The following is a 9910-nucleotide window of genomic DNA, read 5'->3' as shown; positions in this document are numbered from 1 at the left end:
CGGCGGGGGCGCGGCGGCCTCGACCGGGGCGGCAGCAGCCTTGCCGGCGGCGGCCTTCTCGGCGGCGAGACGTGCCTCTTCCTTGCTGACGACCGGCGAGGGACGCGATTGCAGGCCCAGGCGGTGCGCCTTGCCGATCACGGCATTGCGGCTGACCCCACCCAGCGCTTCGGCGATCTGGCTCGCGGTCTGGCCGCCTTCCCACATCGTCTTGAGCGTGCTGATGCGCTCGTCGGTCCAGGACATGGTCGTCTTCCTCGTTCGCGTTCCGGTTGCGGGCGACGGCGGCAGCAGTTACCTGCCTTTGCGATGAGCAGCCATCCCCCCATCGGACAAATTCCGTCAGGTATCAGAAACGCCCCCGGCGTCCCGGTCATCCGGAACGTCAATTGGGGCGGCCTGCGAACGCTCTATGTGAAGGAGGTCCGCCGTTTCTTCAAGGTGCAGCTCCAGACGATCTGGGCGCCGGCGATCACGACGTTGATGTTCCTGGTGATCTTCACCGTCGCCAATGGCGCGCGCAGCCCAGTGAAGGTCGGCGGCGTCGATGTGTCGTTCGCCGACTTCATCGCGCCGGGGCTGATCGTGATGGGGATGCTCAACAACGCCTTCGCCAATGCCAGCTTCTCGCTGCTGGTCGGCAAGATTCAGGGAACGATCGTCGATTACCTGCAACCGCCGCTGTCGACCGCCGAACTGCTCGCCGCGCTGACCGGCGGCGCGGTGACGCGCGCGTTCTGCGTCGGGGCGACCGTGTGGCTGGCGATGTCGTTATGGCCGGGCGTCCATGTCACGCCACGGCATCTGTGGGCGGTGCTGTGGTTCGGGTTGCTGGGGTCGGTGTTCCTCAGCCTGGCGGGCGTGCTGACGTCGATCTGGGCCGAGAAGTTCGACCACGCGGCGGCGGTCACCAATTTCGTGATCGCCCCGCTGACGCTGCTCAGCGGCACCTTCTATTCGGTCGATCACCTCGCGCCCGCGTTCCGCGCCTTCAGCCATGTGAACCCGTTCTTCTACGTCATCTCGGGCTTCCGGTACGGCTTCCTCGGCACCGCCGATTCGCCCATCCTGACCGGCAGCATCGTGATCCTCGGCATCGACGTGGTGCTCGGGCTGCTCTGCTACACCCTGCTGCGGCGCGGGTGGAAGCTGAAGAGTTGAGCGACGCGCTGCCAATCGCCGAGCCGCGCACCACACCCCCTGCCCCGCGCGCGGCGTGGATCGCGCTGGCGCTGGCCGGGCTGATCGCGGCGGCGCTGCTGGCGCTGCAAGTGCGGGGCGGGCCGTTCGTGTGGGACCGGGCGATCATGCTGGGCTTGCGCACCCAGGGCGATACGGCGCAGCCGATCGGACCGGCGTGGCTGCACGAGGCGATGGTGAACATCACCGCGCTGGGCAGCGGCACGATCCTGACCTGCGTCGTCACCGCCGTGGCGGGGCTGCTGCTGGTACGGCGCATGTGGCTGACCGCCGCGCTGGTAACGGTCGCCACGCTCGCCGGCACGACGATCGCGGGCCAGGCCAAATATTGGGTCGGACGGCCGCGCCCGGAACTGGTCGATCATCTGGTGCAGGTCACGGGGCTGAGTTTTCCCAGCGGCCATGCGACCAACAGCGCGATCACCTATCTGACGCTCGCCGGGCTGGTCGCGCAGGTGACGCACGGGCGCGCGGTACGGCGTTACGTGCTGGGGCTGGCCGTCGTGCTGGTCGGCGCGATCGGCGTCAGCCGCGTGTATCTGGGCGTCCACTGGCCGTCGGACGTCCTGGCGGGCTGGTGCGCCGGTACCGGTTGGGCGGCGCTGTGGTGGTGGATCGCCGCGACACTGCGAGGGCGGTTGGCGGCGAGCCGATAATCCATTTCGTTGTCAGTCCCCCGCCCTGTCCCGTCACCCCGGCGAAGGCCGGGGTCCAGTCGCGGAACATGCATAACGGCGCTCAGCGCTTCGTTACGATGGCCTTCCTAACTCGACCCCGGCCTTCGTCGGGGTGACGGCAAGAAAGGGGGGTGACGGATAGGGGAGAATTCAGCCCTGCCGTTCGGCCAGCTTGCGCTCCCACGCCAGCGCGTCGCGGACGATGCCTTCCAGATCGTCGCGCTTCGGCGTCCAGTCGATCGTCTTCAGGATCGCGCTATTGTCCGCGACCAGCTCCGCCGGGTCGCCCGGACGCCGCCCCTGCAGCTTGCGTTCGATCGTCAGGTTCGTAACCCGATCGACCGCATCCAGCACCTCGAGCACCGAGAAGCCGCGTCCGTACCCGCAATTGAGCACATGGCTCTCCCCCGGCCGATCGACCAGAAGCTTGAGCGCGGCGACATGCGCCTCGGCCAGATCGCTGACGTGGATGTAATCGCGCACGCCGGTGCCGTCGCGTGTCTCGAAATCGGTGCCGAACACGCCGACGCCGTCGCGCTTGCCGGTCGCCGCCTCGACCGCGATCTTGATGAGGTGCGTCGCCCCCACGGTCGACTGTCCGCTGCGCCCCTCCGGATCCGCGCCCGCGACGTTGAAATAGCGCAGGCAGCAGTGGTTCATCGGATGCGCCGCCGAGACGTCGCGCAGCATGAACTCGGTCATCAGCTTCGACATGCCGTACGGGTTGATCGGCGCCTTGGGATCGCCCTCCGCGATCGGCACCCGTTCCGGCGTGCCATAAGTGGCTGCGGTCGAGGAGAAGATGAAATGCGGCACGCCTTCGGCCACCGCGCTTTCGATCAGGCTACGCGTCGCGGCCGTGTTGTTGCGATAATATTTGAGCGGGTCGCTCACCGATTCGGGCACCACCACCGATCCGGCGAAGTGCATGATCGCCTTGACGTCATGCGCGCGGATGACGTCACGCACCCCGGGGTCCTCGACCGCGATGTTCACGAAGGCCGCGCGCTCGTCCACCGCCCAGTCGAAGCCGGTGACCAGATTGTCGACCACCACGACCTGGTATCCGGCATCCAGCAACGCCAGTACCGCGTGGCTGCCGATGTAACCGGCGCCGCCCGTGACCATCACCTTGCCGTTCAACGTCATGCCCGAACTCCCCGATAGCGTTGCCGCCGCCTAGCGGCTTCCTACATGAGACGCAAAGGAGACGATTTACATGACGGAATACGCAACGCTGGCCGGCGGCTGCTTCTGGTGTACCGAGGCGGTGTTCAAGGACGTGATCGGCGTGGAAAGCGTCGAGAGCGGCTATATCGGCGGGCATGTCCCCAACCCGACCTACAAGCAGGTATGCGGCGGCGACACCGGCCATGCCGAAGCGATCCGCGTCGGCTTCGACCCCGAACAGGTGAGCTATGCCGACCTGCTCGACATCTTCTTCGCGACGCACGACCCGACGCAGCTGAACCGGCAGGGCAATGACGTCGGCACGCAATATCGCTCGGCGATCTTCCCGGAAACGGTGATGCAGGAGGAGCAGGCGAACCAGGCGATCGCGCGCGCACAGGAAGGCGCGTCGGGCAAGATCGTGACCACGATCGAGCCGTTTTCGGATTGGTATCCCGCCGAGGGCTATCATCAGGATTATTGGGACGGCGAGGGGCAGCGCAATCCGTATTGCCTCGCGGTGATCCCGCCGAAGTTGCAGAAGCTGCGCAAGAGCTTCGCGGCGCGCAGCAAGGCGGTGACGGCGTAAAGCTGGCGCCCCTGCGCAGGCAAGGGCCTATGTTTGCTTCGTGTATTGGCTACGACTGACACATGCGCGCCATGCGCTTGTTTGCCGGTGCGCGCGACGCGACAGCGATAGGCCCCTGCCTGCGCAGGGGCGACGGCTCCCTACCGGTGCGCGGCGCGGCGGAGGCGGTCGTTGATCGCGACGCCTACCCCGACATCCGGTACCGGCGCGACGGCGATCTTCGCATGATCGCTCGCATCTGCGCGGTGGAGTGCGTCGAACAGGCGAGCCGCCGCTTCTCCCAGATCACCCGCCGCCGACAGCGTGTCGTCGCCCGCAATGGTGCCGAAGCCGATCAGCCACTCGTCACCGTCGCGCGCATCCGCGTCCAAACGCAGGGGTTTGCGGGGCGCGTAGTGTGTCGCGAGTTGGCCGGGGGCACTGACATGCGCGGTGGCGCCGGCGGCGACCGGCAGCACCTCCGCCAGCATTTCCGCCGTCACCGGCCCCGGACGCAGGATCGTCCGCCCGGCGACGATCGTCGATTCGACCCCCGCCTCGGTTGCGCCATCGTCGAGGATCAACGGCACCGCGACGCCTAGGCTCCCGGCGACATGTTCCGCCTTCGTCGGGCTGATCGCGTTGCTCGCGTTCGCGGACGGCGCGGCGAGTGGAGCGCCCGACGCCTCCAGCAGCGCGCGCATTGCCCGGTGCGCGGGCACGCGGATCGCGATCGTGTCCAGCCCGGCGGTCACGAGCGAGGCGATTCCCGCGTCCGCGCGTACCGGCAGCACCAATGTCAGCGGCCCCGGCCAGAAGTGCGCCGCAAGTGCGAGCGCATCATCGTCGAACACTGCGATCCGCTCGGCCGCCGGCACATCGAGGACGTGTACGATCAGCGGGTTGAAGCTCGGCCGCCCTTTGGCGGCATAGATCCGCGCGACCGCCGCCGAATCGCGCGCGTCGGCGGCGAGTCCGTACACCGTCTCGGTCGGCACCGCGACGATACCGCCGGCACGAATCAGCGCCGCCGCCTCCTGCACCGCGGCCATGCCGTAACGTCGAATGACGGGGGATTGAGCGTTCATCCCCAGCAGCTATAGCGGCAGGACAGGAGAGAGAGAAATGCCCTTCGCCGCCGCCACAGCCGACCAGCGTTTCGTGCTCGATCATGTCGTCCGTCTGGACGAGATCGCCGCCACCGAGCGCTTCGCCGCCGCCAGCCCCGACGTGATCGAGGCGGTGCTCGACGGCGTCGCGCAATTCGCGGCCGGGGAATGGGCGCCGCTGGCCAAGATCGGCGATACGGTGGGTGCGAAATGGACGCCCGATGGCGTGGTGATGCCGGACGGCTATGCCGCCGCGTATCGCGCCTATGTCGAGGGTGGCTGGGGCACGATCGGCGTCGACGAGGCCTGGGGCGGACAGGGCCTGCCGTTCGTGGTGCAGGCGGCGGTGCTGGAGACGCTGGGCACCGCCGACATGGCGTTCGCGCTGGCCCCGACGTTGACGGTAGGCGCGATCGAGGCGCTGGCGCATCACGGCTCGCACGAGCAGCAGGCGACGTACCTGCCGAAGCTGGCAACCGGAGAATGGACCGGCACGATGAACCTGACCGAGCCGCAGGCGGGCAGCGACGTCGGCGCGTTGCGCTCGACCGCCACCCCGCGCGGCGACGGCACGTTCTCGATCAAGGGGACGAAGATCTTCATCAGCTTCGGCGATCACGACATGGCCGACAACATCGTCCACCTCGTCCTGGCCCGCACCCCCGACGCGCCGGCGGGCACGCGCGGCATCTCGCTGTTCCTCGTACCCAAGGTGCGGCTGAACGGGACGCCCAACGACGTGCGCGTGGTGTCGATCGAGCACAAGATGGGGCTGCATGCCTCGCCGACGTGCGTGCTGTCGTTCGGCGACCATGACGATTGCGTCGGCGAACTGATCGGCCCCGAATTCGGCGGCATGCGCGCGATGTTCACGATGATGAACAACGCCCGCCTCAACGTCGGCCTGCAGGGCGTGCAGATCGCGGAAGGGGCGACGCAGAAGGCGGCGGCCTATGCGCGCGACCGCGTGCAGGGTGCGCGCGAGGGCAAGGCGGCGGCGATCGTCGAACATGCCGACGTGCGCCGGATGCTGCTGCGCATGAAGGCGCAGACGATGGCGGCGCGCGCGTTGGTCTATTACGCGTGCGGGCAGGTCGATCGCGCGACGCTGGGCGATGCGCGCGCGAAAGAGCGGCTGGAAGTGATGACCCCGCTCGCCAAGGCGCATGCCACCGATCTCGGCAACGAGGTCGCCTCGCTCGGCGTCCAGATCCACGGCGGGATGGGCTATATCGAGGAGACGGGCGCGGCGCGCTATTTCCGCGAGGCACGCATCACCCCGATCTACGAGGGCACCAACGGCATTCAGGCGGCCGATCTGGTCGGGCGCAAGCTGGCACTGTCGAACGGTGGCGCGTTCGCGGACCTGATCGCCGACATGCGCGCGGAGGCGCAGCATGCGACGCTGGTACGGCTGATCGACGCGTGCGAGAGCGTCGGACGACGCTTGCAGGGGCTGGGCAATGACGACCGGCAGGCGGCGAGCTATCCGTTCCTGACGATGCTGTCGGTCGCGTCGTGCGGCTGGTTGATGGAGCGTCAGGCGCGGGTGCCCGAGGCGGATGCCGTCAAGCGGACCGTGGCGGCTTTCTACCTCGACCAGATCGTGCCGGAGGCGCTGGGGCTGGAAGCGGCGGCGAACGCCGATGCGTCGGTTTTGTACGCGTTACCGGCGGACGCGTTCTGATCCTTGTCGCCGTCAATTCGAGCGTAGCGACGCAATGACGGAGTGCCTTACTCCCCCGACGGACAGCCGTTCGTCGGGGCACGGGCGGCGTTTTCGGGATACCAGCGCGCGATGCGGCGGTCCTGATCGTAATAGCACACCGCCGGATCGGTGCCGTCCTCGCGAATCGCGATCGCCCAATTGTGCGGCCCGCAATTGTGCGGCTCGCACCCGAAGGCGAGCAGCTTGCCCTCCACCACCGCGATCGGCGTGGCGGTGACGTCGCTGCCGAGCACGAGATCGCGGACCGCGGCATCGGGGACGATCCGGGCGACGGCGGTGCGGACGACCGGCTGGCGCAGGAAGCTGGGCCCGGCGTCGTTGTCCTCAGTCGGATACTCGCCGATGTACCGGGTCAGATCCGCCGCGACACGCGCCGGAGGCGTCGGCGTCGGGCTGACCGTCGTAGCGGTCGGCATCGGCGCAGGTTCGGGCGCGCGTTGGCACGCCGCCAGTGACAGCCCGAGCGTCAGGGAAAGAAGGGTCGCGCGCATCATGCGGTCAAAGCGTCAGGCGGGAACGCGTTCCAGGAGCGTGACCACGTCCAGCCCAAGCAGTTCGATCCGTTCCCGGATACGGGGCCATTGCTGCGCGAGGAAATCGTCGCGCTCGACCGTGCGCAGCCGCTCCGCCGCGCCGGGCAGCACGAACATGCCGACCCCGCGCCGTACCTCCACGTAGCCGTCGTCCTGAAAGCTCTGATAGGCCTTGGCGACGGTCAGCGGGTTCGCGCCATGTTCGGCGGCGAGCGCCCGGACCGAGGGAAGCTGGTCACCCGCCGTGAAGTCCCCACGCAGGATCGCCGCCGCGATCGTGCCGCGCAACCGGAGATAGACCGGCGAGTCGTCGTTGCTGAGCGCTGCCATGCTGCCTTAATACAGCATGTGGGCCGGTTGTCGAGCGTGGCGCTCAACCCCGCCAGTCGCTCCACAGCTTCTCCTCGTCCGGGCGCGGGCGTTCTTCCAGCGGGCGCCCCGGCGTGCCGATGAACATGAATCCGGCGATCCGCTCCGGCGCCTGTCCGAACGCGTCCCGAACGCGATCGGAGAAGGCTGGCCAGCCGGTCAGCCACCCGCCGGCATAGCCATGCGCATGAACCGCATGGAGCAGGTTCATGCACGCCGCGCCCGTCGACAATTCCTGCTCCCAGAGCGGAATGTGGCTGTCGGTGCGCGGCGACGACAAGGCCACGACCAGTGCGGGTGCCTGACGCGCGAATTGATCCATCGCCTCGATCTCCAGCCGCCCCGCCTCGGGCCGTTCGGCACGATAGGCGTCGACCAGCAATGCGGCGAGCGCGTCGCGCCGGTCGTCGCCGACGATCACGAACCGCCACGGCGCGAGCTTGCCGTGATCGGGGGTCCGGCCGGCAAGGCGGATCATGGCGACGATCTCGTCATGGCCGGGCCCGGGCGCGACCAGATCGCGCGGCTTGCCCGAACGGCGCGTGGACAGGAGCGAGAGCGGGGTGGAGCGATCGTTGAACATCGCGCGTGCCGATACGCCATGTGACAGGATATTTACAGCGGCCGGTTTGGCGTTAGTCTCGCGCGCAACATTGTGTCGCGCCCCACGAGGGGCCATCGAAAGTTTTCAGGAGCGCCTTCCCCTCATGGTGGATACCCCGACCGCCGATTCGCCACGCGAACCGGACATCAGCCACGTAAACCCCACGAAGGAGGCGACGTGGTTCGGCCATCCGCGCCAGCTCGCGCGGCTGTTCACGACAGAAATGTGGGAGCGGTTCGGCTTCTACGGCATGCGCGCGCTGCTGACGCTGTACCTGACGCAGCATTTCCTGTTCGGCGATCGCGCCGCGACCGGGCTGTACGGCGGCTACACGGCGTTGGTGTATCTGACGCCGCTGATCGGCGGCTATCTGGCCGACCAGTATCTGGGGTCGAAGCGCGCGGTGAAGTTCGGCGCGGTGCTGATGGCGATCGGTTACTTCACGCTCTGCTTCGGGGGCGAGACGGCCAGGCCGTTCGCGACCATCGACGGCCAGCGGTACGAGGTGGCGATCGAAAAGAACGCCGCCGGGGCGGAGACTCGCTACGTCGTCGACGGCGCGCAGCGGCTGGCGATCAAGGGCAATGACGACGGCACCGTCGCGCTGCTGAACGCCGGCGGGCAGCCCGAGCGCGTCATCGCCGAGGGCGGCTTCCAGTCGGACGGCGAGCGCAGCGCGTTCCATGTCACGCTGATGTTGCTGGCGCTTTGCATGGTGTCGGTCGGCAACGGCTTCTTCAAGCCCAACATCTCGACGATGGTCGGCGAGCTGTATCCGGCCGGGGACCGACGCCGCGATACCGGCTTCACGATCTTCTACATGGGGATCAACCTCGGCTCGTTGCTGTCGCAATTGCTCTGCCCGCTGCTGGCGACGATGGTCGGCTGGTGGGCCGGGTTCGGGCTCGCCGCGCTCGGCATGCTGATTTCGTGGTCGCTGATCCAGTTCGATGGCGGACGGCTCAGCGGCTATGGCGAGCCGCCGGTCCAGCCGGGCCAGAAGGATCGCGCGATGGGCATCTATGCCGCCGCGCTGATCGGCGTGCCGCTCTTCTATCTGCTGTTCACCAACCTGATGAACGCGCCGGAGCCGGTCGCGGGGGCCGGGATCGTCGGTTACGTGCTGGCGCTGCCGCTGATGGGCAAGCTGCTGTTCGGCACCTTCCTGATCGCGGTGCCGGGCATCCTGATCTGGTCCTATGCGAAGGGATCGCGCGTCGAATTCCAGATGATGCTGGCCGCGATGACGCTGATCGTGTTCAACGTGGTGTTCTGGACCCTGTTCGAGCAGGCGGGATCGAGCCTGACGCTCTACGCCGACCGCAATACCGATCTGTCGGTGTTCGGGTTGTTCTCGCTGTCGGCGGGGCAGACGCAGTTCTTCAACGCCTTCTTCATTGTCGTCTTCGCGCCGATCATGGCGGCGATGTGGACGAAACTGGCGGCGCAGCGTCGCGAACCGTCGATCCCGGTGAAGTTCGGCATCGCGCTGATCCTCGTCGGGCTCGGCTTCCTGTTTCTGGTCTGGGGCGGACGGTTTGCGAGCCCGGACTTCAAGGTCGCGATCTGGTGGCTGGCCGGCCTGTATCTCATCCACTCGGTCGCCGAATTGTGCATCTCGCCGGTCGGCCTGTCGATGGTGACGAAATTGTCGATCGCGCGCGTCGTCGGGCTGATGATGGGCGTGTGGTTCCTGTCGGTGTCGGTCGCGCAATATGTCGCCGGCGTGGTGGCGCAGGTCGCCAGCGTCGAGACGGTCGGCGGACAGGTCACCAATCTCAAGGTCAGCCTGGACACCTATAACGGTGTGTTCTGGACGATCGGACTGGTCGCGGCGGGCGTCGGCGGGCTGTTGCTGCTGCTCTCCCCGATCATCCGCAAGTGGATGCACGGCGTGCAATAATTGACATCAATCGACACGCGACAAAGCCTGTCGCTTCTGGCAGCACCG

11 protein-coding genes are annotated in these 9910 nt (G+C 67.5%); 5 read left to right on the top strand and 6 right to left on the bottom strand.

The window, feature by feature from the left end; translation table 11 throughout:
• The coding region (locus NS334_RS11075; protein ID WP_241491918.1) for a GcrA family cell cycle regulator at positions 1–246 on the bottom strand (246 nt) is incomplete at its 3' end.
• A 63-nt stretch (positions 247–309) separates the two neighbouring features.
• On the opposite strand from NS334_RS11075, the gene NS334_RS11070 reads away from it, so the two are divergent.
• Together NS334_RS11070 and NS334_RS11065 are read left to right on the top strand one after the other, a co-directional pair.
• A complete protein-coding gene (locus NS334_RS11070; protein WP_058756017.1) occupies positions 310–1161 on the top strand; it encodes an ABC transporter permease in 852 nt (283 codons plus the stop codon).
• Positions 1158–1856, top strand: coding sequence for a phosphatase PAP2 family protein (locus tag NS334_RS11065; protein WP_241491917.1), 699 nt, complete (start codon positions 1158–1160; stop codon positions 1854–1856). The genes NS334_RS11070 and NS334_RS11065 overlap by 4 nt, the downstream gene beginning before the upstream one ends.
• Before the next feature lie 171 nt (positions 1857–2027).
• Here NS334_RS11065 and galE read toward each other — a convergent pair whose 3' ends face one another.
• Entirely contained in the window at positions 2028–3026 is a 999-nt protein-coding gene (galE, locus tag NS334_RS11060; RefSeq protein WP_058756016.1) for a UDP-glucose 4-epimerase GalE, read from the bottom strand.
• 70 nt (positions 3027–3096) lie between these two features.
• On the opposite strand from galE, the gene msrA reads away from it, so the two are divergent.
• A complete protein-coding gene (msrA, locus tag NS334_RS11055) occupies positions 3097–3636 on the top strand; it encodes a peptide-methionine (S)-S-oxide reductase MsrA (RefSeq protein WP_058756015.1) in 540 nt (179 codons plus the stop codon).
• Between the two features lie 140 nt (positions 3637–3776).
• Here the strand turns inward: msrA and NS334_RS11050 are convergent, their stop codons facing one another.
• Positions 3777–4667, bottom strand: a complete 891-nt coding sequence (locus NS334_RS11050; protein WP_058756014.1) for an L-threonylcarbamoyladenylate synthase — start codon at positions 4665–4667, stop codon at positions 3777–3779.
• Positions 4668–4740: 73 nt separating this feature from the next.
• Here NS334_RS11050 and NS334_RS11045 point away from each other — a divergent pair, with 73 nt between their 5' ends.
• A complete protein-coding gene (locus NS334_RS11045; protein WP_058756013.1) occupies positions 4741–6411 on the top strand; it encodes an acyl-CoA dehydrogenase in 1671 nt (556 codons plus the stop codon).
• Between the two features lie 47 nt (positions 6412–6458).
• Here NS334_RS11045 and NS334_RS11040 read toward each other — a convergent pair whose 3' ends face one another.
• The 3 genes from NS334_RS11040 to NS334_RS11030 all read right to left on the bottom strand — a co-directional run bounded on the left by NS334_RS11040 (position 6459) and on the right by NS334_RS11030 (position 7938).
• Complete coding sequence (locus tag NS334_RS11040; protein ID WP_153002713.1) at positions 6459–6869, bottom strand: hypothetical protein; 411 nt, start codon at positions 6867–6869, stop codon at positions 6459–6461.
• A gap of 90 nt (positions 6870–6959) precedes the next feature.
• Complete coding sequence (locus NS334_RS11035; protein ID WP_058756011.1) at positions 6960–7316, bottom strand: GntR family transcriptional regulator; 357 nt, start codon at positions 7314–7316, stop codon at positions 6960–6962.
• Between the two features lie 43 nt (positions 7317–7359).
• Positions 7360–7938, bottom strand: a complete 579-nt coding sequence (locus NS334_RS11030) for a nitroreductase family protein (protein ID WP_058756010.1) — start codon at positions 7936–7938, stop codon at positions 7360–7362.
• Positions 7939–8062: 124 nt separating this feature from the next.
• Between NS334_RS11030 and NS334_RS11025 the strand changes: the two genes are divergently transcribed.
• Complete coding sequence (locus tag NS334_RS11025; RefSeq protein WP_058756009.1) at positions 8063–9862, top strand: peptide MFS transporter; 1800 nt, start codon at positions 8063–8065, stop codon at positions 9860–9862.
• Positions 9863–9910 lie beyond the last annotated feature (48 nt).

The sequence above is a fragment of the Sphingomonas endophytica genome, assembly GCF_001476895.1.
In the GTDB taxonomy this organism is placed as follows: Bacteria; Pseudomonadota; Alphaproteobacteria; order Sphingomonadales; family Sphingomonadaceae; genus Sphingomonas; species Sphingomonas endophytica_A.
This window is presented reverse-complemented; position numbering and strand designations above follow the sequence as displayed.